Below are 21,687 nucleotides of genomic sequence, written 5' to 3'. Positions count from 1 at the left end.
CCATGCAGCCTCACCCGACCCACCCGGGTCACAGCCCAACGTAACAACACGAAGTAACTGCAACTACGAACTTAAGGACGACGATGACTCGTGCGCTGGTGCTCGCCGGAGGCGGACTGGCCGGAATCGCCTGGGAGACCGGGGTGCTGTCGGGCATCCGCGACGCGGCCCCCGAGGTCGGCGATCGCCTCCTCGCCGCCGACGTCCTCCTGGGAACCTCCGCGGGCTCGACCGTCGCCGCGCAACTGGGCAGCGGACTGCCGGTCGACGAACTCTTCGCCCGGCAGCTGTCGGAGGCACACGGCGCCCATGAGATCCATCCGGGTGTCTCCATCGACTCGATCACCGAACTGTTCCTCACCGCGATGATGACGCCGGGCGCAATCAAGGAGCAGAAGCTCCAGAAGATCGGCGGCATCGCGGCCGATACCGACACCGTGCCAGAAGCCGTGCGCCGCAGCGTGATCGAGCATCGGCTGCCGTCACACGACTGGCCGGCGCGCACGATGCGGGTGACGGCGATCGACATCGAGACCGGCGAACTCGTCGTCCTCGATGCGAACTCTGGTGTAGGACTCGTCGACGCCGTCGCCGCGAGCTGCGCGGTGCCGGGAGTGTGGCCGCCCGTCACCGTCGGTGGCCGCCGCTATATGGACGGCGGCGTCGGCAGCACGGTCAACATGTCGGCGGTGCGGGACTGCGGGTCCGCGGTCGTGCTGGTGCCGTCGGGGGCGAACAGCCCGTCCCCGTGGGGGACCGGGACGGTCGCCGAGATCGAGGCCTTTCCCGGTGCCACGCTGGCCGTCTTCGCCGACGACGACGCGCTGGCGGCATTCGGCCCCAACCCGCTCGACCCGGCCTGTCGGAAGCCCGCCGCCCAGGCAGGCCGCGCGCAGGGACGTCGCGAGGCGCCCCGGATCGCAGAGTTCCTGTCAGCCGTCTGACACCTTGTCCTCCAACGCATCGAGCGCGACGCCGGCCATCTCCTGCCCGATCTCGATGACCTCGTTGGCACGGTGGAAATCCAGGCTGCGGCACACCGTCCGGGGGATCTCGATCAGCAGATCGGGCGGATAGGCCGCGAGCGTGTGGCGTGCCAGCGCCGACTGTGCGATGTCGATCACGCGGTTCATCAGCTCGAAGCTGCCCAGTTTCGGTATGCCAGGCTCGTGGATGTCCGCGACGGGTTCGTCGTCAGGCGCCACGAGCCGGCCGAGCATCGCGCGGCCCGTCGGCGTCTCCAACAGCGACCGGGCAGCCTTGGTGTCGAGCAGCGAGGAGGTGCTGCGCCACATGCGGGTCAGCCAATCCGAGGTGGGCACACGGGAATCGCTGATTCGCCTGTCGACGTCGGGGTCCTCGCCCGAGAGGCTCACCGCGATGGTGACGTCGGCCGGCGCCGCGGCGATCGGAGCCATCGGAAGAGGGTCGAGGATGCCGCCGTCGGCGAGGAGCCGCCCGTCGAGAACATGCGGGGTGATGACGCCGGGAATCGCGATGGATGCGCGGATGGCGTCGTCGACCGGACCTCGCTGCATCCACACCGACTTGCCGGTGATCAGATCGGTCGCCACCGACGTGTACTGAATGGGAAGTTCTTCGATGGTGACCTCGCCGAGGATCTCGCGCACCGCGTCGAGTATCTTCTCTGCGCGCAGCACCCCCGCCGAGGTGAGCGACGGATCGAGCAGCCGCAGCACCGCCCGCTGCGTCAAAGAGCTTGCCCACACGGCGAATTCGTCGAGCTTGCCCGCGGCTTCCAGGCCGCCGACCAGGGCACCCATCGACGATCCGGCGATGCCGACAACCTCGTGACCCCTGTCCCTCAGCTCGTTGAGGACACCGATATGGGCATAGCCGCGCGCCCCACCGCTGCCCAGAGCCAATGCGACCCGCATGGACCCATTCTCACTTGTTACGGGCCGCCAAGATCGGCAACCCTGGGTGCATGATCGGAAAACTTCGCTCCGTGGTCTTCGACGCTCGCGATCCGAGGGGGCTCGCAGACTTCTGGGTCCAGCTTCTGGGCGGCAACATCGTCGAAGACGACGACGACTGGGTGGTGGTCGCCGAGCCGAGTGGGAGGCGGCTCGCCTTCCAGCTCTCACCCGAACACCAGCCGCCGCAGTTCCCGGATCCGCGAGGATCGCAGCAGGTCCACCTCGACATCGACGTCGACGACGTGGACGCGGCCGAGGCGGCCGCGCTGAGGCTCGGCGCCACCCGCGTCGACGATGTGCCGGAGGGCAGCGACTTCCGGGTGTATCGCGACCCGGCGGGCCATACGTTCTGCCTGGTGTTCGACGTCTAACCGCAGAGCGCGTCGGCGGCCGCTTCCACGGCGACGATCACCGCGGCCTGCTGGCCCGCGGACAACTCGGACCACCGCTTGTCGAAGGTGCCGGGCCCGACCGACTGGGCGTCCTGCACGGTCTTCAGATACGGCTCGATCTGCGACCGAGGATCGCCGCCCTGCTGGTCCATCCACGTCTTGGCCGCCCGACACGCCTGGAAATAGTCGTCCTCGGTGGACTCCGCGGGGGCGCCGAGCGCTGTCGTCACGCCGCCGGGGGACACACCGACCTCGCCGGGGGCGACCGAGGTCGGGGGTGCTGCGGCCGTGGACGATGTCGGCGTCGAGGTGACCTCGGACGACGACGCCGGTGGCGCATCGGTGCCCGACGAACACCCAGCGGCGATCACGGCGACGGCGGCGAACAGAAGTGGCCAACGCATCCTGCCAATGTAGGCACGTGGCCCAGGGCGCCGTCAGACAGGCAGATGAGTCCCCTCATCTGCGTCTCATGGCCGTCACCGAAGACCCTGCCAGAATCGGCAGCCATGCATCCCGCCCTGCGACCACTGCTCGGTCCCGAAGCCACGGGGTTCCTCGGCGCGGCGCGGCGTTCACCGGGCTCGGATTCGTGGGTGCCGGTTCCGCCGCCGTCCGGCGCCCGGTCTCGGACGCCGGACGGCACCCGACAGTGAACTGCGGTTTCCTAGATTCACCGTGAGGTTAAAGCCCGATGCTGGCGAGGAGCCCGCGCGCTGTGGAACACTCGCCGACGTGACCGACGTGACCTTCAGTCAGGAGTGTTGTCCGGCCTGACCGCCGACCCCTGACCCGTCCGTCTGTCCTGGAGTTCCCTCCCATGTCGCCTTCCCTGTCCCTGGCTCCCGCCCGCCTGCGTCCCGCCGATCTTCTGCACGTCACCGATCGATTCGCCGATGATGTTCTCGCCGGCGGCTACGACCATCTGCTGCCCGTCGGTGGGCCACCCGCCGCTGAACGCTGGTTCACCCGTCTGCACGGCACCGAAGAACTCGACGTGTGGCTGATCAGCTGGGTGCCCGAGCGCTCCACCGAACTCCACGACCACGGCGGCTCGCTGGGCGCGTTGACCGTGCTGTCGGGCTCGTTGCGGGAAACCCGTTGGGACGGTAGCGCTCTGCGTGATCGGATATTGGTCGCCGGGGATCAGGCAGCGTTCCCGCTCGGCTGGGTCCACGACGTCGTGTGGGCGCCGGAATCCCTCACCACCGGCGGGGTGGCGCCGACGGCGCCCACGCTCAGCGTGCACGCCTACTCGCCTCCGCTGACGGCGATGTCCTACTATGCCGTCACCGATCGAAATACGTTGCGCCGCAACCGCACCGAATTGACCGACGCACCGGAGGGCGACTGATGGCCAGCCGTATCGACCGCATCCTCGACGAGGCCCGCGCGAAACTGACCCGACTACCGGCCGATGAGGTCCCCGCGGCCCTCGACCGCGGCGCCGTCCTCGTCGACATCCGCCCGGCCGCGCAGCGCGCCGCCGAAGGCGAGGTGCCCCAGGCGCTCGTCATCGAACGCAACGTCCTCGAGTGGCGTCTCGATCCCACCAGCGACGCCCGCATCCCGCAGGCCGTCGGCGACGACGTCGAATGGGTGGTGCTGTGCTCGGAGGGCTACACCTCCAGCCTGGCCGCCGCATCGCTGAAAGAGCTTGGGCTGCACCGCTCCACCGACGTCATCGGCGGTTACCACGCCCTCAAGGGCGTCCTCGTCTGACCCTACGACGATTCGCCGCTGTGCAGGAGCGGCCGCAACCTCTCCGTCTTCTGCTGCGTCCACCCCGGCGGTTCCATGATCGCCGCCCACGCGTCGGCGACGTTGCGCACGTAGACGTGGCCGTGTCCGTCGGGCACGTCGACCGCGACCGCCATATCCGCGGACACCTGCAGGAAGGTCACCACCGGAATCCACTCCATGTGCGGTGACACGTCATAGCCGCGCGCCTCGCGCAACCAGTCGGGTCGGGAGAACAGCAGATCGGTGTTCCACCACGCGATCGGGTCCGACGCGTGCTGCAGGTACACCACTCGCGGTGCAAGCCACGGATCGGAGGGGCGCTGCAGGTCCCGGGTCTCGGCGACGAAACGTACGTTGGCGCCGTTGTCGTAGATGGGCAGCCACTCCGGCGATCCGGCGTCGCGGTTGCGGGTGAGGTCGGTCCAGATCGTGTTGTTGAACGTCGGACCGCTGAACAGCGCACCGTCGGTGCGTGCGATCAGGTTGTTGAGTGCCAGGAACGGTGCCTCGCCGCCGAACGAACCCAGGCTTTCGCCGAAGACGACGAGCTTGGGGCGTTGCGCCTCGGGCATCTCGCGGATGAGTTCGTCGATTGCTTCGAACAGGTACTGGCCGGCTTGGCGGGCGTTCTCTCTGTCCACCAGGAATGACAACCAACTGGGCAGGAACGAGTACTGCATCGACACGATCGCGGTGTCGCCGTTGTACATGTATTCCAGCGCAGCGGCTTCCGCCGCGTTGATCCATCCGGTCCCGGTGGTGGTCGCCACCGCGACCACGGCGCGGTCCAGTCCGCCCGCGCGCTGCAACTCCCGGGCGGCCAGCGCGGCCGTCGCCTTGATGCCGTCCGCGGAATGCAGTCCGGCGTAAGCACGGATCGGCTCGATCGCCGGGACGCCGTTGAACTCCGACAGTTCTTCGACCGTAGGGCCGCTGGAGACGAACATCCGGCCTTGATGGCCCAGCGATTCCCAGGTGACAAGCGACTCGGGGCCGCCGGAGCGCAGATTGGATTCCGGCGCAGGGTTATCCGGGTCGGTCTCGTCGTTGACCGCGGCGAACGTCTTGTTGATGGTGCTCATCGCGAACCGGACGACGACGCCGTTCAGCAGCGCGATCGTCAGCGCGAGCAGCAGGGCGACCACGACGACGGCCGCGATCCGCGGCGGAGCGAATCTGTCCACCTGCCGAACCAGGAAGCGCACCAGCTTGCCGACCAACTGGCCGACCTCCACGAACAAGAACAGCGTCACCACCGAGATGACCGCGGCCAGTGGGTAATCCCAGAATGTCAGCCGGGGCACGCCCATCAGGTCGCGGACACTGTCCTGCCAGCTGTGGAAACGCCAGACCATGATCACGAGGCCGACCAGGCCGAGGACAGCCAGCGTCGGCCACGCCCACCGCGGGGCCGGGGGACTGGTGTCCTTGGAGCGCATGAAGCGCACCAGCCACACCGCGAACACGCCGAGGCCGTAGCCGATCGCACCGGCGCCGCCGCTGACGAGGCCCTGGAACAGCGGCCCGCGCGGCAGCAGCGACGGGGTCAGCGACAGGAACAGGAAGACCAGGCCGACCGCCGTGCCGGTGAACGTGTACCGGCGGATCCACCATCCGCGCCGCGGCGCCGGCGCCTGCGCGACCGGTGCAGGGACTGCCGGATCAGCGGACGCCCTCTCGTCAGCGGACGCGGTCTCGGTCACGCATGAACTTTAGCGATGCGTGAAGTTCGGCGAACGCTTCTCGGTGAACGCGTTCATGCCTTCGGTCTGGTCGTCGGTGGCGAAGGCCGAATGGAACAGCCGCCGCTCGTAGAGCAGGCCTTCGGCCAGCGTGGTCTCGAACGCGCGGTCGACAGCCTCCTTGGCCATCCGCGAAGCGGACAGCGACATGCCCGCGATGGTCTCGGCGACGGACTTGGCCTCTTCGAGCAACGAATCCGCGGGTACAACGCGCGACACCAGGCCCGCACGTTCGGCTTCCTCCGCGCCCATGTTGCGCCCCGTCAGGATCAGATCCATCGCCTTGGCCTTGCCGATCGCCCGTGTCAGCCGCTGCGATCCGCCCATGCCGGGCAGCACGCCCAGCTTGATCTCGGGCTGCCCGAATTTCGCGCTGTCCGCGGCGATCAGGATGTCGCACATCATCGCGAGCTCGCAGCCGCCACCCAGGGCGTACCCGGCAACCGCTGCGATGGTGGGGGTGCGGGTCGCGGCGAATCTGCCCCAGCCGGCGAAGAAGTCGGAGGAATAGACATCGGCGAACGACAGGCTCGCCATCTCCTTGATGTCCGCGCCCGCCGCGAACGCCTTTTCGCTGCCCGTGATGATGATGGCGCCGACCCCAGGATCGGCGTCCAGTTCGGCTGCGGCCGTGGTGACTTCGGCCATCACCTGGCTGTTGAGCGCATTGAGCGCTTTGGGCCGGTTCAGCGTGATCGTGGCGACGCGGCCGTCGCGGTCGACCAGGATCGTCTCGTAGGTCATGACTACTCCTCGAAGTTGATGTCGGGATCGGCGGAGACGAAGTACGCCTCGATGTCCTCGGTGGTCACCGCGGCGAGCGACCCGGGTTCCCACTGGGGGTTCTTGTCCTTGTCGATGAGCAACGCGCGGATGCCCTCGACGAGATCGTGCGACCGCAGCGCCGCGCAGGACGTCCGGAACTCCTGATGCAGCACGTCTTCCAGGGTGGCAAGCTTGGCCGCCCTTCGGACCGCTTCCAGCGCAACGGACGTGGCGACGGGGGAGCGCGAGGCGATCAGGTCCGCCGCTTTCCCCGCGGGTTCGGCGCCGTGCGCACGCAGCGCGGCGACGATGTCGGCGACCGTGTCACCGGCGTAGCAGCTGTCGATCCATTCTCGTTGCGCCATCAGCTCGCTCGCAGGCGGCTCCTGGACGTGCTCGGCGAGGGCGGCCTCGACACCCTCGACACGGACCTTCTCGGTGAACGCGTCGAGGTCGTCGTGCCGGACGAAGTGGTCGGCGAAGCCCATGGCGATGGCATCCGCCCCGGAGAACGGCGCTCCGGTCAGCGCCGCATGGACACCGAGCAACCCCGGCGTCCTGGCCAGGATGAAGGTGCCGCCGACGTCGGGGATGAAGCCGATGCCGACCTCGGGCATCGCCATCTTGGTGGTCTCGGTGACGACGCGGACACTGCCATGGGCACTCACGCCGACGCCGCCGCCCATCGTGATGCCGTCCATGACGGCGACGTAGGGCTTCGGGTACCGGCCGATGTAGGAGTTGAGCAGGTACTCGTCGTGCCAGAATTGGCGCGTTTCGGCGCCGCCCTTCTTCGCGTCGTGATAGATCGCGACGACGTCGCCGCCCGCGCAGAGCCCCCGTTCGCCCGCGCCGGTCAGCAGCACGGCGTTGACCGAGTCGTCGCGCTCCCACGACCGCAGGGCCTTCGAGATCTCGCCGACCATGTGGTGGGTGAGGGAGTTGATCGCCTTCGGCCTGTTGAGGGTGAGATGGCCGATTCCGTTGTCGACTGTTACTAGGACATCCTCGTTTTCGTCCACAGAATGCAATCTAGATCGTCTCCCGGGTCGAGGGCTGCCCGGGTAAGGTTTCCTGTGAAGCGCCTGGGAAGCTCGCAGTGAGATCTCACTGGGAACTGCGCAGGAACCTCGAACGTTGACCGTGTGATCGTCACAGGTCGAAAGCATTGATACGAGACAGGAAGGAACCGACGGTGCGCGAAAGCAGCAACCCGGTATTCCGCTCTCTGCCGAAAGAGCAGCAGGGCGGCTATGCGCAATTCGGTACCGGAGCCGCCGGCTACGGTGCCCAAGCGGTACACGCAGATCCCTACGTCGCGCAGCAGTACCCGGACCAGCAGCAGGCCGGCGTATCGCGCCCGCTGACCATCGATGACGTCGTCACCCGCACCGGCATCACGCTGGCCGTCGTGACCGCGGTCGCGGCGGTCTCGTACTTCATGGTCGACGCCAACCAGGGCCTGCTGTTCCCGCTGTTCCTGGTCGGCAGCCTGGGCGGTCTCGGCGTTCTGCTTCTGGCGATGTTCGGTCGCAAGCAGGACAACCCCGGCATCGTGATGACCTACGCGGCGTTCGAGGGCCTGTTCCTCGGCTCGGCGTCGTACCTGTTCGCGAACCTGGTCTCCACCGGCGGCCCTGCCATGATCTTCCAGGCGGTGGTCGGCACACTCGGCGTCTTCTTCGGCATGTTGGTCGTGTACCGCACCGGTGCCATCCGCGTCACGCCCAAGCTGACCCGCATGATCGTCGCCGGTATGTTCGGCGTGCTGGCCCTGGCGCTGGTGAACATCCTGTTCGCGGTCTTCACCGGCAACGCGCCGCTCACCAACGGCGGCCCGCTCGCCATCGGCTTCTCGCTGCTGTGCATCGCGCTGGCCGCGTTCAGCTTCCTGATCGACTTCGACGCTGCTGATCAGATGATCCGCGCCGGAGCTCCGGAGAAGGCGGCCTGGGGCATCGCGCTCGGCCTGACCGTCACCCTGGTCTGGCTGTACCTCGAGATCCTGCGCCTGCTGAGCTACTTCAACAACGACTAGCAGTTCGGCCAGAGAAAGGGCGTCCACGAAGTGGGCGCCCTTTTTCGCGCGCTCTGGCGGACGCCGGCCTCTCGCTTGTCCCGAGAGTGCGCCCAGATCGTCGAAAACTGCCATCCCGCGATCTGAGCGCCCTCTCGCTGGCAGTTATCCACAGCTCGAGCACCACGGACTGTCGACTTCGCCTTTCGGCACGCGAACCTCGAACCATGCAGATGCCCTTCATAGGGAGCGAAGCGGTGTCGGCTGGTCTGGTCGCGAAGCACCTACTGCGCACCAGGTTTGTCGCGCTCTATCCCGACGTGTACACCCGGCCCGACGCAGAACTGAGTGTGAAGCACCGGGCGACCGCAGCCTGGCTGTGGTCGCACCGCGAAGGAGTTGTCGCCGGACTCACCGCGGCAGCGCTGCACGGGACGCGATACGTCGACGACGCGCAACCGATCGAGTTGGTCTGGTCGAACGGGCGTGCGCCGCGCGGCATCACGACGCACAAGCAGCACTTGCATCCCGGCGAGATCGCGATGCGCCACGGGCTTCCGGTGACGACCGTGCAGCGGACGGCGTTCGACCTCGGCCGCAGATCGCCGCTCGATGTCGCGGTGGCCCGGGTCGATGCGCTCGGCAATGCCGCGACATTCGACGCCGCCGAACTGCTGCGGTGGGCGAAGGAGCACCATCCCGGTAAGCGTGGGATGCGACAGCTGGGGGAGGTGCTGACGCTGCACGACCCGGGTGCGCAGTCTCCGCGCGAGACCTGGCTGCGTCTGTTGCTGATCCGGGCCGGATTGCCTCGCCCGTCGACCCAGATTCCTGTGTTCAGTGCTGACGGCCGGCGGCGCTACTACCTCGACATGGGCTGGGAGAAGCTGAAGTTGGCCGTCGAATACGACGGCGACCACCATCGCGTCGACCCGTTGCAGTTCGCGCACGACATCCTCCGTGCCGAGGACCTCGACGAGCTCGAATGGACACGGATTCGCGTGGTCAAGTCCAACCTTCCGAGCGATGTCATCCGCCGGGTGAGGCGCGCCTACGACGCGAAAGTGCGCTCAGCGCGCGTCGCTCGGCCGATAGGCGATCTGGGCGCACTCTCGACGCAGGACTAGGGGACCCGGGGCGTGACGCGGCCCGCCGCCTCGACGGCGTTGCGACGCGCGGTGTCCACATCGTCGGCGTAGGCGAGGGCGACACCCATGCGGCGCTTGACGAAGCTCTCCGGCTTGCCGAACAGCCGAATGTCGGTGCGCGGCACCTGCAATGCCGCCTCGACCCCGTCGAACACCACACCTTCGGCGTCGACGCCGCCATAGATCACCGCGCTCGCGCCGGGAGACTTCAGCGTGGTGTCGACGGGCAGGCCGAGGATGGCACGAGCGTGCAGTTCGAACTCGTTCTGCCACTGCGTCACCATCGTCACCATGCCGGTGTCGTGCGGGCGCGGACTGACTTCGCTGAACCAGACGTCGTCACCCTTGACGAACAGCTCCACCCCGAAGATGCCCTGCCCGCCGAGGTCGGCGGTCACCGCTCCCGCGATCTGCCGCGCGCGTTCGAGCGCGGTCGCCGACATCGGGTGCGGCTGCCAGCTCTCGACGTAGTCGCCGCTGACCTGCCGGTGCCCGATGGGTTCGCAGAACCGCGTCTCGACCTCGCCGGAGGCGCCGACTGCCCGCACGGTCAGCAGCGTGATCTCGTAGTCGAAATCGACGAACCCCTCGACGATGATGCGCGTGTTGGTCACCCGACTGCCGGACATCGCGTACTCCCAGGCCGCCTCGACGCCGTCGGGGCCGTCGATCTTCGACTGGCCCTTCCCGGAACTGCTCATCACCGGTTTGACCACACACGGGAACCCGATCTCGGCGGCGGCGGCCTGCAACTCGGACAGCGAATCGCAGAACTGGTACGGGCTCGTCGGCAGGCCCAGCGTCTCGGCGGCCAGCCGGCGGATCCCTTCCCGGTCCATGGTCAGTCGGGCCGCGCGGGCGGTCGGGATCACTGTCACCACGCCCTCGGCTTCGAGCGCTTCGAGCGCCGGTGTCGCGATGGCCTCGATCTCGGGCACCACGAGACCGGGACGCTCGTCCTCGATCAGACTGCGCAGCTGATCGTGGTCGGTCATCGTGATCGTGCGCGCGTGGTGCGCGACCTGGTGTCCCGGCGCGTTCGGGTAGCGGTCGACGGCGATGGTCTCGACGCCGAGGCGCTGCAGGGCGATCAGCACTTCGCGGCCGAGCTCGCCCGAGCCGAGCAGCATGACTTTGGTGGCGCGCGGTGACAGCGGCGTTCCGATGGTGGTCATAGGAACGCCGATTCTAGGGGCGCAACTAGCTAAGGCGCTCCACGACCATCGCCATGCCCTGGCCGCCGCCGACGCACATCGACTCGATCCCGAACGTCTTGTCATGCGTGGTGAGGTTGTTCAGCAGCGTGGCCGTGATGCGGGCGCCGGTCATACCGAACGGGTGGCCCAGCGCGATCGCGCCGCCGGAGACGTTCAGCTTGTCCTCGTCCATCCCGAGCTCGCGCGCCGAACCCAGCACCTGCACAGCGAACGCCTCGTTGATCTCGTACAGATCGATGTCGCCGATCGACATCTTCGCGTTCGCGAGCGCCTTCTTGACCGCCTCGATCGGGCCGAGGCCCATGATCTCCGGCGACAGGCCCGACACACCCGTCGACACGATGCGCGCCAACGGCGTCAGGCCCAGCTCCTTGGCTTTGGTGTCGCTCATGATGACCACGGCGGCGGCGCCGTCGTTCAGGGGGCAGGCGTTGCCCGCGGTGATCGTGCCGTTGGGGCGGAAGACCGGCTTGAGCTGGCTGATCTTGTCGTAGGTGGTGCCGGCGCGCGGGCCGTCGTCCTTGGCGACGACGGTGCCGTCGGGCAGCGTCACCGGTGCGATCTCGCGGTCGAAGAAGCCGCTGTTGATGGCCTCCTCGGCCCGATTCTGCGACCGCACGCCCCAGTGGTCCTGGTCTTCGCGGCTGATGCCGGTGAAGTTCGCGACGTTCTCGGCGGTCTGGCCCATCGCGATGTAGACGTCGGGCAGCGAACCGTCCTCGCGCGGGTCGTGCCACTCCTCGGCGCCCGCGGCGGCCTGCTCGGAGCGGGACTGGGCGTCGGCGAAGATCGGGTTCTTCGAATCGGGTGCGCCGTCGGCGGCACCCTTGCCGAACCGCGACACCGTCTCGACACCCGCAGAGATGAACGCCGAGCCCTCGCCGGCCTTGATCGCGTGGAAGGCCATCCGCGTGGTCTGCAGCGAGGACGAGCAGTAGCGGTTCACCGTGGTGCCGGGCAGGAAGTCGTAGCCCAGTTCGACCGCGACGGCGCGAGCGATGTTGTAGCCGGCCTCACCGGCGGGCTGGGCGCAGCCCATCATCAGGTCGTCGATGTCGCGAGGATCCAGCGACGGCACCTTGTCGAGCGCGGCCCGCACCATCTGGGCGGCCAGGTCGTCGGGTCGCATGGAGACCAGCGAGCCCTTGTTGGCCCGGCCGATAGGAGAGCGTGCGGTGGCGACGATGACGGCTTCGGGCATGGGGAGCTCCTTGGCGAAGTACGAGTCCAGAACGTGTTCCAAGAACCTAGCCCGCGGCCACGACGATGGGCGCGGGGACCCCGGTCGAGCGGCGCCAGAGCCGGCTCAGCCCGCCGACGCGGGACAGCAGTGACGTGCCCTCACCGGTGCGCGACTCCAGCGCCTCCTCGGGAGGTTCGCCGGTGATGAACTCGCCCAACTCGTGGCAGAGCGCGGGCAGCAGCTGTTTGGCGGCGAGTTCGTACCCGGCCGCGGAGGGATGGAACATGTCCGCGGAGAACAGCAGCTCCGGGGTCTTGTAGAAGTGCGGTGAGAGCAGGTCGGAGAAGGGGACGGGGATGCCGCCCGCAGCCCGTACCGCCGCGGCCTGTGCGCGCGCGAGCCGCAGGCCCTGGCTGCGGGCCACCCATCGCAGCGGCTGCGGAATGGCCTTGATGACGCCGAAGTCGGGGCAGGTGCCGACCACGACGACCGCGCCCGCCGCCCGCAGGCGCCGGACCGCCCGGCCGACGCGCCTCGCGGACGGGCCGGTGCCGTTGGGTCTGGTGATGTCGTTGGCCCCGATCATGATCACCGCGGCGTCGGGGGGAGTGCCCGCGACGAACATCGCGTCGATCTGGCCGGCCAAACCCTTCGACGTGGCGCCCACGATGGCCTTGGTGCTCAGCCGGATCCGCTTGCCGGATTCCTCGGCCAGGCCGCGAGCGAGCAGCACCCCGGGCACCTCGTCGGCGACGACGCACCCGTACCCGGTGGCCGTGGAGTCGCCGAAGATCATCAGGTGCAGGTCGAACGGGATGCCGCGGTGCCAGCGTTCAGGCGGTCCGCCGCCGGGCGTGTAGACGCCGTCCGCGCGCGGGGGGACGTCCCAGGCCTTCGGGATGATCTGGCGGGCCTGGTCAGCCTGCCCGCTGAGCAGGTTCCTGGCTCCGACGTAGGCGGTGCCGGTCGACGCGAGCGTGGCCGCGGCCGCCAGGGCGACGGTCGATTTGCGCGGTGCGCTGAGGCGCACGCGGAGAGTGCCCACGGCGGCAAGTTTAGAGGGGGTTTCGGCGGATACGCGGGTGGTCGTGCGCCGAGGGGGTCACAGTGCGGTATCAACTCCGGTACCAAATGCGTTTAACCAATTGTGATAATGGTTACTAGTGCGAAGCTAAGTTACGAGGTTGTCTGACTAACTCGGCTCATCCCGGCTCTACATCGGCGTAGGAAGTGGTGGCGATGACGGCACCCAGCAAGGTTCCAGCAACTCCTCATGCTGCTATCAACGCAGCTCGTGGGCGTAAATCGCGGAAGTTCCCCGTTTCAGACGGCGCGCCGGTCGAGGTCGTCGAGGACGGACCGAGCGTCGCGGGCCGCCTGATGGGCCTGGCCGCGATGACCACGATCAAACCGTTCCTCGCCGTTGGCAGCTACGCCCCCAAACTCCCCTTTCCATGGGGATTGGTGGACTTCGCCGCGCGGGTGCTCAAGCCGGCGCCGGGAACCGTCCGCGCCACCATCGCACTGCCGCACTGCACGGCGCAGCTGGTCCGGGCGGCGGGCGTGCTGCCCGCGGACGGCAAGCGCACCGTGATTCTCTACCTGCACGGCGGGGCGTTCCTGACCTGCGGCGTGAACACCCACGGTCGCCTGGTGACGGCGCTGTCCAAATGTGCCGACGCGCCCGCGCTGGTCGTCAACTACCGGATGATCCCGAAGCACTCGGTCGGCACCGCGCTCGACGATTGCTACGACGCCTACAAGTGGCTGCGGCAGACCGGTTACGAGCCCGATCAGATCGTGCTGGCCGGTGACTCCGCGGGCGGCTACCTCGCACTGGCCCTCGCCGAGCGGCTGCAGGCCCAGGGCACCAACGGCTTCGTCGGGGAGACGCCCGCGGCGATCGTCACGATGTCGCCGCTGTTCGAGATCGACAACACGACGCGCGCCGATCACCCGAACGTCCGCTCCGACGCGATGTTCCCGCCGAAGGCCTTCCACGCGATCGTGGAGCTGATCGAGGATGCGGCGTCCCGCCGGATCGTCGACGGCAGGCCCGAAGAGGTCTACGAGCCGCTCGACCACATCGAGCCCGGGCTGCCTCGGACGTTGATCCACGTGTCCGGATCCGAGGTTCTGCTCAGCGATGCGCGGAAGGCAGCGCGCCTGCTCGCCGCGGCCGGCGTGCCGGTCGAGGTCCGCATCTGGCCTGGTCAGATGCACGTTTTTCAGCTCGGGGCGCCCGCCGTCGCGGAAGCGAGCCGTTCGATCAAGCAGATCGGCGAGTACATCCGAGAGGCCACCTGGTAGCCGCACGCCGGGCCTGAGAGCATGTACACATGCGCATCGCCCGGCACATCAGTGAGCTCATCGGCAAAACCCCTCTGGTGCAGCTGAACTCGGTCGTCCCGCCGGGATCGGGCACTGTCGCCGCCAAGGTCGAATACCTCAACCCCGGCGGCAGCTCGAAAGACCGCATCGCGATCAAGATGATCGACGCAGCCGAGGCCAGCGGCGAGCTGAAGCCCGGCGGCACCATCGTCGAACCCACGTCGGGAAACACCGGCGTCGGCCTTGCGCTCGTCGCCCAGCAGCGCGGCTACAAGTGCATCTTCGTCTGCCCCGACAAGGTGAGCGAGGACAAGCAGAACGTGCTGCGCGCCTACGGCGCCGAGGTCGTGGTGTGCCCGACGGCCGTGGCACCCGACGACCCGGCGAGCTACTACAGCGTGTCCAACCGGCTCGTCCGGGAGATCGAGGGCGCGTGGAAGCCCGACCAGTACTCCAACCCGATGGGCCCGGAAAGCCACTACGAGACGACCGGCCCGGAGATCTGGGCCGACACCGACGGCAAGATCACCCACTTCGTCACCGGCGTCGGCACCGGCGGCACGATCACCGGCACCGGCCGCTACCTCAAGGAGGTGTCCGGCGGGACAGTGAAGATCGTCGGCGTCGACCCGGAGGGTTCGGTGTACTCCGGCGGCACAGGGCGGCCCTACCTCGTGGAGGGTGTCGGCGAGGACTTCTGGCCGTCGGCCTACGATCCGAGCGTCCCCGACGAGATCATCGCGGTCTCGGATGCGGATTCGTTCGAGATGACGCGCCGGCTGGCGCGCGAGGAAGCGCTCCTCGTGGGTGGATCCTGCGGGATGGCCGCCGTCGGCGCGATCAGGGTCGCCGAGCGGGAAGGTCCCGACGCCCTCGTCGTCGTGCTGTTGCCCGACGGCGGACGTGGTTATCTCTCAAAGATTTTCAACGACGGATGGATGTCGTCCTACGGTTTCCTGCGCAGCAGGCTCGACGGTTCGGTCGAGGAGTCGACCGTCGGCGACGTGTTGCGCGGCAAGTCCGGGGCGCTGCCGGACCTCGTCCACACGCATCCGTCGGAAACCGTACGCGACGCCATCGGGATCCTGCGCGAATACGGCGTCTCCCAGATGCCGGTCGTCGGCGCCGAACCGCCGGTCATGGCCGGTGAGGTGGCGGGCAGCGTGTCCGAACGCGAGCTGGTCTCCGCCGTGTTCGAGGGACGGGCCAAGCTCGCCGACGCCGTGTCGCAGCACATGAGCCCGCCGCTGCCACTCATCGGTGCGGGAGAGCTCGTCAGCGCCGCGGCCAAGACCCTGCGGGAGTGCGACGCGGTGATGGTCGTGGAGGAGGGCAAGCCGGCCGGCGTGCTGACCCGCCACGATCTCCTCGGCTACCTGTCGGACGGCACGACGCGCCGCTGACACCCGCACGCGCGAGTCTGGCAAACATCGTCGGGCGGCGCGGGTGCCGCCGGTGTCGGAGGCGCGAAAACGCTGTACGAGCGGCGGTCTCGGGTAGGGTAAGCACGCTTGTTCCCAGCTCTGCGCGACCGGAGGGGCGTGATGACAGACCAACCGCCTGGTGCTGGGCCGCCCGTTTTGTCGCAGCAGACCTCCACGCTCGGGCATCTGCCGTTCCGTACACCGACGCTGGGCGGGCCCCCGCAAACGGGACCGTCTCTGTCGCCGTCGTCGTACATGCCGTGGCCGACAGCGGGCCGCCGCAGCCGTCATCGACCGTCTCGCACCGGTAACCATGGCGCCGCCACGTTCGGCCGGCCGATTGTTGATCTGTGTTGCGCTGTCGATTACCTTCCAGATCTGGAACCACGGCCATCGAACCGGGTTCAGCATCGGCAAGTCGGTCATGAAGTTTCACGTAGCGAGCGAGAAGACTTGGGAACCAAGTGGTTTCGGGCTTTCGACGGTCCGCCGGCTGGGCCACGCCATCGACGGGGCGATCTGCTACATCGGATATTCGTTCCCGCTGTGGGACATCAAGCGTCAAACCATTGCAGACAAGACAATGGGGACGGTCTGCACACCGCTGTGACCACTATCGAGATCAGGAGATATCGATGACAGAGAATCCGCCGCCCGGCGGCTACCCGCCTCCCCCGCCCGGGGGCTACCCGCCTCCGCCGCCGCCCAGCGGTGGTTTCCCGCCGCCCCCGCCCGGGGGTGGGTATCAGCCGCCGCCTCCGCCGCCCGGTGGCGGATTTTCTCCGCAGGATCCCGGCGGCTACCCGCCGCCTCCGCCTGCAGGCGGTTACGGGGCGCCGCAAGGCTTCGGACCGCCGCAGGGCGGCTTCGGACCGCCGCCGCAGGGCTACCCGCCCGTCGGCGGACCGCCCGCCTACAACGTCGGCGAAGCATTCGGTTGGGGGTGGAACAAGTTCACCAAGAACGCTGTCCCGCTCATCGTCGCCACGCTGGTGTTCCTCGTCGTCGTGGCGGCCCTGCAGGGGATCATCAACGTCGTCCAGATGCTGGTCTCGCCCGGCGACACGAGCTATGTCGCCGACGACAGCGGTCTGTCGTTCTCGTATGCGGCCACCGGTTTCGCCGGCATCCTCGTGTCGATCGTCGGCTGGTTCCTCACGCTCCTCGTGACGGCGGCCATCCAATCCGCCTACCTGGGCGGCATTTTCGACATCGCCAACGGCCAGCAGGTCAGCGTCGGGTCCTTCTTCAGGCCGCGCAACATCGGCAACGTCGTGATCGCAGGTCTGATCACCGGTGTCATCTCGACCATCGGCTACTTCCTGTGCGTCCTGCCCGGCCTGATCGCGAGCTTCCTGTTCATGTTCACGACCATCGCGGTGCTCGACCGCAACCTGTCGCCGATCGACGCGATCAAGTCGAGCTTCGAGACGGTGAAGAACAATCTCGGCCCCGCACTGCTGACCGCGCTGGCGATCGCCGCGGTCATGATCGTCGGCTTCCTGCTCTGCGGCGTCGGCCTCCTGGCAGCTGTCCCGCTCGCGACGCTGTTGCTGGTGTACGCCTACCGGCGGCTCAACGGCGGATACGTCGCACCGGTCACCCCGTAACCGCTCGTCTCTGATGTCGGCGTGCTCGATACTTCGGGCACGCCGACATCGCGTTGCGGAACGGCGGATGTGAACAGAAATCCCTATACCCGGTGGCTGACTCGGGTGGGGGCATCGGTGATCGACGGGACGCCCCTGCTGGTGGGGTGGGTCATCTGGGAAGTGGTGGCCGTCGGGAGTGCGCCCACCGATTGCGTGACCTACGACAACGGCGGGGTGTCGTGCACGGCCGTCCACTCACCGGCGGGCGGCATCGCGGGCGTGCTCACGGTCGTGTTCACCGTCGTCTACCTGGGATGGAACTTCGGCTACCGCCAGGGGCGGAGCGGGTCGAGCCTGGGCAAGGCGGTCATGGGTTTTCGGGTGCTCGCCGAAAGAACCTGGCAGCCAATCGGATTCGGAGCCTCGGTGCTGCGCGAGGCTCTTCATCTCCTCGACCTGGCACTGTGCGGCCTCGGCTTCCTCCTCCCGCTGCTCGACCCGAGGCGACAGACCCTGGCGGACAAGCTGATGGGTACGGTGTGCGTGCCGGTGCGGCCTAGCGGAACGCGCTGACGCCGGTCAGTGCCTCGCCGATCACCAGCTGATGCACCTCGGAGGTGCCTTCGTAGGTGAGCACCGACTCGAGATTGTTCGCGTGCCGAAGCACCGGATATTCAAGAGTGACCCCGTTGGCGCCCAGCAAGGTTCGGCACTGACGGGCGATCTTGAGTGCTTCGCGGACGTTGTTGAGCTTGCCGACGCTGACCTGCTCGGGACGGATCCGGCCGTCGTCCTTGAGGCGACCGAGGTGCAGTGCGAGCAACTGGGCCTTGCCGAGTTCGACGGCCATGTCGGCGATCTTTGCCTGCGTCAGCTGGTATCCCGAGAGCGGCTTGTCGAACACCTCACGCGTGCCGACATAGTCGATCGTGGCCTCCAGGCAGTCCCGTGCGGCCCCGACCGCACCGAACACGATGCCGAAACGCGCCTCCGACAGGCACGCCAGAGGGCCCGACAACCCCTGTGCGCCAGGTAGTCTCGCGTCCTCGGGCAAGCGCACGTCGTCGAGGCTGAATTCCGAGGTGACCGACGCCCGCAGTGACAGCTTGTGCGTCATCTCCCTGGCCGAGAATCCGGGTGTCGACGTCGGCACCGCGAATCCGACGATCCCCTCCTTGGATCTGGCCCATACGATCGCGACGTCGGCAATCGATGCATTGGTGATCCACATCTTGGAACCGTTGAGGATCCAGTCCGAGCCGTCGCGGCGGGCCGTGGTGCGCATCCCACCCGGGTTCGAGCCGAAGTCGGGCTCGGTCAGACCGAAGCAGCCGATCAGCTCACCGGCGGCCATTCCCGGCAGCCACTGCTCACGCTGCTCCTCGCTGCCCCAGCGATGGATCGCGAACATGGCCAGCGAGCCCTGCACCGACACCAGGCTGCGCAGGCCGCTGTCGACGGCCTCCAGCTCCTGACACACCAGCCCGTAGGCCGTCGCCGTCGACCCGCCGCAGCCGTAACCCGTCAGGTGCATGCCGAGCAGGCCCAGCTTGCCTATTTCGACGGCGAGCTCGCGGACCGGGACCTTGTCTTCGGGACGGGCGCTCTCGAACCATTCGGCGATGTGCGGGCGCAGCCGCTGCTCGCCGAACTCGCGCACCATTGTGCGCAGGTCGCGCTCCTCGGCGCTGAGCAGGGAATCGAGATCGAGAAGGCTTTCGATCGTCGTGGTTGCAGTGGTGGCCATGTCCAAGTTCTACACCGCTAGCCTTGCGACCATGAGCGAGCAGCGATCAGCAGCCGACCACTACCGCGCCTACGGCCCCGCCACCAAGGCCATTCACGCCGGTTATCGGCCGGATCCGGCCACCGGCGTCGTCAACCCGCCGATCTATGCGAGTTCGACGTTCGCGCAGGACGGTGTGGGCGGGCTGCGCGGCGGATTCGAGTACGCGCGGACCGGCAACCCCACGCGCTCGGTTTTGGAGAATGCCCTCGCCGCCGTCGAGGGAGCGTCCTACGGGCGGGCCTTCAGCTCCGGCATGTCCGCCACCGACTGCGTGCTGCGCGCGGTACTGCGGCCCGGCGACCACGTCGTGATCCCCGACGATGCGTACGGCGGCACGTTCCGGCTCATCGACAAGGTCTTCAGCCTGTGGGGCATCAGCTACACCGCGGTGGCCCTGTCGAACGTCGATCTGGTGCGCGCGGCGATCACCGACCGGACCAAGCTGATCTGGATCGAGACGCCCACCAACCCGCTGCTGTCGATCGCCGACATCGCCGCGATCTCCGCGCTGGGTGCCGAGAAGCGTACGAAAGTGTTGGTGGACAACACCTTCGCATCCCCGGCGCTGCAGCAGCCGTTGTCGCTGGGAGCCGACATCGTGCTGCATTCGACGACGAAGTACATCGGCGGGCACTCCGACGTCGTCGGGGGAGCGTTGCTGACCAACGACGAGGCCCTCGACGACGCGTTCGCGTTCCTGCAGAACGGTGCGGGCGCGGTGCCGGGGCCGTTCGACGCCTACCTGACCATCCGCGGCCTCAAAACGCTGCCGCTGCGGATGCAACGCCACAGCGAGAACGCCGCCGCCGTCGCGCAATTCCTCGACGGACACCCCGCGATCGATTCCGTCCTCTACCCGGGCCTGCCGTCGCACCCCGGACACGAGGTGGCGGCCAGGCAGATGAGCGGCTTCGGCGGCATGGTATCGGTGCGGCTCAAGGGTGGCCCGGAGGCCGCCCGCGACTTCTGCGCTCGCACAGAGATTTTCATTCTCGCCGAGTCTCTGGGCGGGGTGGAGTCGCTCATCGAGTACCCGGGCGCGATGACGCACGCGTCGACGGCAGGCTCCCAGTTGGAGGTGCCCGACGACCTGGTCCGCCTGTCCGTCGGCATCGAGGATGAGGCCGATCTGCTCGGTGACGTCGAGCAGGCGCTGGGCTCGCGGGGTTAGGACAGCTGCGCCAGCGCCTGCCGGACCGCGGACGCGGTGACCGCCAGGTTCACCTCGGGCAGCGCCGTCGGATACTCGTCAACCCAACTGCCGCCGGCGATTTCGCCCGCACGGGCGTGCACCCAGCGCCAGCCGCGGTCGTTGAGACTCAACAGCGCGCCGAGGCCGTCGACCGCGTGCAACACGGTGATGATCGCTGCCGTCACCGGCGCGGGCGGCTTCCGGTCGAACAGCGCAGCCATCAACGCGGCCCGCGCAGAGGCGACCCGGTCGCGATTGGTCAGCGGGAACGTATGGGTCCGCCGCAGAAGCTTGGCGGACGTGGTGGTTCGACGGATCTGTCCCGACCGTTCCAGGTGGGCGACCAGCCGTTCCTGGGTGTCTCTGCCCAGCTTCTTGATCGCCGCATCCGGGCGCAGCGGCTTGGCCTGCAGCAGTGAGAACGCCGGAGCCACCACAGGGTCGATCGGGCCCGCCGCGTCGAGTGCCACCAGGCGGCCGGGTTGCACCTGCTCGCCGTCGACAGCGGGACGGACGCGACAGTCCAGCGCCAGGTCGAGCAGTTCCGCCGCGGCCAGAACATGGTCACGGCGCGGACTGTCGAGCGCGGGCTCGGCAGATGCGTTGTCCAGCAGCAGCAGAAACAGGTCCTCTGCGATCTGGGCCATGCGGGGGAGACTAACCCGGCGTCACCGGGTGCGCCGAATCAGTTGTGGTAGGGCTCGGCGCTGAGCAGGGTGACCTTGACGGTGTTGCCGCTTGGCACGGTGTAGGACCGCGATTCGCCGACCTTGGCGTCGATCAGGGCGCCGCCGAGCGGGGAGTTCGGGGAGTAGACCTCGAGCTTGCCGTCGCTGACGCCCTGCTCGCGGGTGCCGATCAGGAACGTCTCGGTGTCCTTCTCGTCGTCGTCGTAATAGACCTTGACGACGGAGCCGGGCAATGCGATGCCGGACTGCTTGGGGGCCTCGCCGACCTTGGCGTTGTTCAGCAGTTCCTGCAGCTGCCGGATGCGGGCTTCTTCCTGGCCCTGCTGCTCGCGGGCGGCGTGGTAGCCACCGTTCTCGCGCAGGTCGCCCTCTTCGCGGCGGTCGTTGATCTCGGCGGCGATGACGGGCCGGTTGGCGATCAGCTGGTCCAGTTCGGCCTTCAGCCTGTCGTAGGACTCTTCGGTAAGCCAGGTGACCTGGGTGTCCGTCATGTCGCGCTCCTGTCGTCGTTAACTTCCGCGCT

22 protein-coding genes and 1 pseudogene are annotated in these 21,687 nt (G+C 67.9%); 12 read left to right on the top strand and 11 right to left on the bottom strand.

All coding sequences use genetic code 11. The features are described from left to right. Positions 1-83 precede the first annotated feature (83 nt). A complete protein-coding gene (locus tag ACAG24_RS27725; protein WP_370475942.1) occupies positions 84-944 on the top strand; it encodes a patatin-like phospholipase family protein in 861 nt (286 codons plus the stop codon). Here the strand turns inward: ACAG24_RS27725 and ACAG24_RS27720 are convergent. Next, positions 933-1,898 carry a patatin-like phospholipase family protein gene (locus ACAG24_RS27720; protein WP_370475941.1) on the bottom strand — a complete coding sequence of 322 codons (966 nt, stop codon included), beginning with the start codon at positions 1,896-1,898 and terminating at the stop codon, positions 933-935. The genes ACAG24_RS27725 and ACAG24_RS27720 overlap by 12 nt on opposite strands. A gap of 50 nt (positions 1,899-1,948) precedes the next feature. On the opposite strand from ACAG24_RS27720, the gene ACAG24_RS27715 reads away from it, so the two are divergent. Beyond that, positions 1,949-2,311, top strand: coding sequence for a VOC family protein (locus ACAG24_RS27715; RefSeq protein WP_370475940.1), 363 nt, complete (start codon positions 1,949-1,951; stop codon positions 2,309-2,311). On the opposite strand, the gene lpqV is transcribed toward ACAG24_RS27715, so the two are convergent. Beyond that, positions 2,308-2,736 (bottom strand): lipoprotein LpqV, encoded by a 429-nt coding sequence (lpqV, locus tag ACAG24_RS27710; protein ID WP_370475939.1) that lies wholly within the window; start codon positions 2,734-2,736, stop codon positions 2,308-2,310. The two genes, ACAG24_RS27715 and lpqV, sit on opposite strands and share 4 nt — an antisense overlap. A 416-nt stretch (positions 2,737-3,152) precedes the next feature. Between lpqV and ACAG24_RS27705 the strand changes: the two genes are divergently transcribed. Continuing rightward, a complete protein-coding gene (locus tag ACAG24_RS27705; RefSeq protein ID WP_370475938.1) occupies positions 3,153-3,686 on the top strand; it encodes a cysteine dioxygenase in 534 nt (177 codons plus the stop codon). Next, on the top strand, positions 3,686-4,054 hold the full coding sequence (locus tag ACAG24_RS27700; RefSeq protein ID WP_370475937.1) for a rhodanese-like domain-containing protein: 369 nt from the start codon (positions 3,686-3,688) through the stop codon (positions 4,052-4,054). Before ACAG24_RS27705 ends, ACAG24_RS27700 begins: the two co-directional genes overlap by 1 nt. Before the next feature lie 2 nt (positions 4,055-4,056). On the opposite strand, the gene ACAG24_RS27695 is transcribed toward ACAG24_RS27700, so the two are convergent. From ACAG24_RS27695 to ACAG24_RS27685, 3 genes are read right to left on the bottom strand one after another with little or no spacing between them, the layout of a single operon-like run. After that, positions 4,057-5,778, bottom strand: a complete 1,722-nt coding sequence (locus tag ACAG24_RS27695; protein ID WP_370475936.1) for an alpha/beta hydrolase — start codon at positions 5,776-5,778, stop codon at positions 4,057-4,059. Positions 5,779-5,787: 9 nt separating this feature from the next. After that, positions 5,788-6,561, bottom strand: coding sequence for an enoyl-CoA hydratase (locus tag ACAG24_RS27690; RefSeq protein ID WP_370475935.1), 774 nt, complete (start codon positions 6,559-6,561; stop codon positions 5,788-5,790). A gap of 2 nt (positions 6,562-6,563) precedes the next feature. Next, on the bottom strand, positions 6,564-7,604 hold the full coding sequence (locus ACAG24_RS27685; protein ID WP_370475934.1) for an enoyl-CoA hydratase/isomerase family protein: 1,041 nt from the start codon (positions 7,602-7,604) through the stop codon (positions 6,564-6,566). Between the two features lie 173 nt (positions 7,605-7,777). On the opposite strand from ACAG24_RS27685, the gene ACAG24_RS27680 reads away from it, so the two are divergent. Beyond that, complete coding sequence (locus ACAG24_RS27680; RefSeq protein ID WP_370475933.1) at positions 7,778-8,620, top strand: Bax inhibitor-1/YccA family protein; 843 nt, start codon at positions 7,778-7,780, stop codon at positions 8,618-8,620. Positions 8,621-8,826: 206 nt separating this feature from the next. After that, on the top strand, positions 8,827-9,726 hold the full coding sequence (locus tag ACAG24_RS27675; protein ID WP_370475932.1) for an endonuclease domain-containing protein: 900 nt from the start codon (positions 8,827-8,829) through the stop codon (positions 9,724-9,726). Here ACAG24_RS27675 and purT read toward each other — a convergent pair. From purT to ACAG24_RS27660, 3 genes are read right to left on the bottom strand one after another with little or no spacing between them, the layout of a single operon-like run. Further along, positions 9,723-10,922 (bottom strand): formate-dependent phosphoribosylglycinamide formyltransferase, encoded by a 1,200-nt coding sequence (purT, locus tag ACAG24_RS27670; RefSeq protein ID WP_370475931.1) that lies wholly within the window; start codon positions 10,920-10,922, stop codon positions 9,723-9,725. The two genes, ACAG24_RS27675 and purT, sit on opposite strands and share 4 nt — an antisense overlap. A 25-nt stretch (positions 10,923-10,947) precedes the next feature. Beyond that, positions 10,948-12,165: an acetyl-CoA C-acetyltransferase gene (locus tag ACAG24_RS27665; RefSeq protein ID WP_370475930.1), complete on the bottom strand. Its 1,218-nt coding sequence runs from the start codon at positions 12,163-12,165 to the stop codon at positions 10,948-10,950. Between the two features lie 46 nt (positions 12,166-12,211). Then, positions 12,212-13,177: an SGNH/GDSL hydrolase family protein gene (locus ACAG24_RS27660; protein ID WP_370475944.1), complete on the bottom strand. Its 966-nt coding sequence runs from the start codon at positions 13,175-13,177 to the stop codon at positions 12,212-12,214. Between the two features lie 209 nt (positions 13,178-13,386). On the opposite strand from ACAG24_RS27660, the gene ACAG24_RS27655 reads away from it, so the two are divergent. The 5 genes and pseudogenes from ACAG24_RS27655 to ACAG24_RS27635 all read left to right on the top strand — a co-directional run bounded on the left by ACAG24_RS27655 (position 13,387) and on the right by ACAG24_RS27635 (position 18,067). Next, the gene (locus ACAG24_RS27655; RefSeq protein ID WP_370475929.1) at positions 13,387-14,457 is read left to right on the top strand and encodes an alpha/beta hydrolase; all 1,071 of its coding nucleotides are present in this window, start codon (positions 13,387-13,389) and stop codon (positions 14,455-14,457) included. A 29-nt stretch (positions 14,458-14,486) separates the two neighbouring features. Then, the gene (locus ACAG24_RS27650) at positions 14,487-15,881 is read left to right on the top strand and encodes a cystathionine beta-synthase (RefSeq protein ID WP_370475928.1); all 1,395 of its coding nucleotides are present in this window, start codon (positions 14,487-14,489) and stop codon (positions 15,879-15,881) included. Positions 15,882-16,242: 361 nt separating this feature from the next. Continuing rightward, positions 16,243-16,512 (top strand): annotated as a pseudogene (locus ACAG24_RS27645) (RDD family protein); the annotation flags it as partial. Positions 16,513-16,537: 25 nt separating this feature from the next. Continuing rightward, positions 16,538-17,512, top strand: coding sequence for a DUF2189 domain-containing protein (locus ACAG24_RS27640; RefSeq protein WP_370475926.1), 975 nt, complete (start codon positions 16,538-16,540; stop codon positions 17,510-17,512). Between the two features lie 69 nt (positions 17,513-17,581). Next, positions 17,582-18,067 carry an Rv1078 family RDD domain-containing protein gene (locus ACAG24_RS27635; RefSeq protein WP_374150809.1) on the top strand — a complete coding sequence of 162 codons (486 nt, stop codon included), beginning with the start codon at positions 17,582-17,584 and terminating at the stop codon, positions 18,065-18,067. Here ACAG24_RS27635 and ACAG24_RS27630 read toward each other — a convergent pair. After that, entirely contained in the window at positions 18,051-19,241 is a 1,191-nt protein-coding gene (locus ACAG24_RS27630; protein WP_370475924.1) for an acyl-CoA dehydrogenase family protein, read from the bottom strand. The two genes, ACAG24_RS27635 and ACAG24_RS27630, sit on opposite strands and share 17 nt — an antisense overlap. A gap of 31 nt (positions 19,242-19,272) precedes the next feature. Between ACAG24_RS27630 and ACAG24_RS27625 the strand changes: the two genes are divergently transcribed. Then, a complete protein-coding gene (locus ACAG24_RS27625) occupies positions 19,273-20,454 on the top strand; it encodes a cystathionine gamma-synthase (RefSeq protein WP_370475923.1) in 1,182 nt (393 codons plus the stop codon). Here the strand turns inward: ACAG24_RS27625 and ACAG24_RS27620 are convergent. Next, the gene (locus tag ACAG24_RS27620; protein WP_370475922.1) at positions 20,451-21,122 is read right to left on the bottom strand and encodes a GOLPH3/VPS74 family protein; all 672 of its coding nucleotides are present in this window, start codon (positions 21,120-21,122) and stop codon (positions 20,451-20,453) included. The genes ACAG24_RS27625 and ACAG24_RS27620 overlap by 4 nt on opposite strands. Positions 21,123-21,160: 38 nt before the next feature. Continuing rightward, positions 21,161-21,655: a transcription elongation factor GreA gene (gene greA / locus ACAG24_RS27615; protein ID WP_370475921.1), complete on the bottom strand. Its 495-nt coding sequence runs from the start codon at positions 21,653-21,655 to the stop codon at positions 21,161-21,163. Between the last annotated feature and the right edge of the window lie 32 nt (positions 21,656-21,687).

The sequence above is a fragment of the Mycobacterium bulgaricum genome, from assembly GCF_041287165.2.
Taxonomy (GTDB): Bacteria; Actinomycetota; Actinomycetes; order Mycobacteriales; family Mycobacteriaceae; genus Mycobacterium; species Mycobacterium bulgaricum.
The sequence above is the reverse complement of the archived record's forward strand: the minus strand, read 5'-3'. Positions and strand labels throughout refer to the sequence as shown.